A 374-nucleotide genomic window follows, 5' to 3' on the forward strand; every position below is an offset into this window, starting at 1 on the left:
TGAAGGTCATATGATGCCAGATCATGTGCACTTGTTAGTAAGTATTCCGCCGAAGCTAAGTGTATCGCAGTTTATGGGATACTTAAAAGGGAAAAGTGCATTAATGATGTTTGATCGAGATGCAAACTTAAAATACAAATATGGGAACCGACATTTTTGGGCTGAAGGCTACTATGTAAGTACAGTTGGATTGAATGAATCCATGATAAAGAAGTATATCCGAGATCAAGAGAAACATGATATAGCAATGGATAAACTAACAAGTGTGGAATATTCAGACCCTTTTAAGGGTAAGTGAGGTAGTACAAACACCGCTTAAAGCGGTGGCAAAGTAGTCAGAGCATTTTGGCTTGAGCAAAGCGAAAGCCAGCGCC

Annotated in this window: 1 protein-coding gene; it reads left to right on the top strand. The window is 39.6% G+C overall.

Annotated elements, in window-relative coordinates; translation table 11 throughout:
• Positions 1-298: IS200/IS605 family transposase (gene tnpA, locus LMC10_RS01295; RefSeq protein WP_229268723.1), on the top strand; the 298-nt coding region annotated here is incomplete at its 5' end.
• Between the last annotated feature and the right edge of the window lie 76 nt (positions 299-374).

Source organism: Limosilactobacillus reuteri subsp. simiae, from assembly GCF_020784875.1.
GTDB classification, from domain to species: domain Bacteria; phylum Bacillota; class Bacilli; order Lactobacillales; family Lactobacillaceae; genus Limosilactobacillus; species Limosilactobacillus reuteri_H.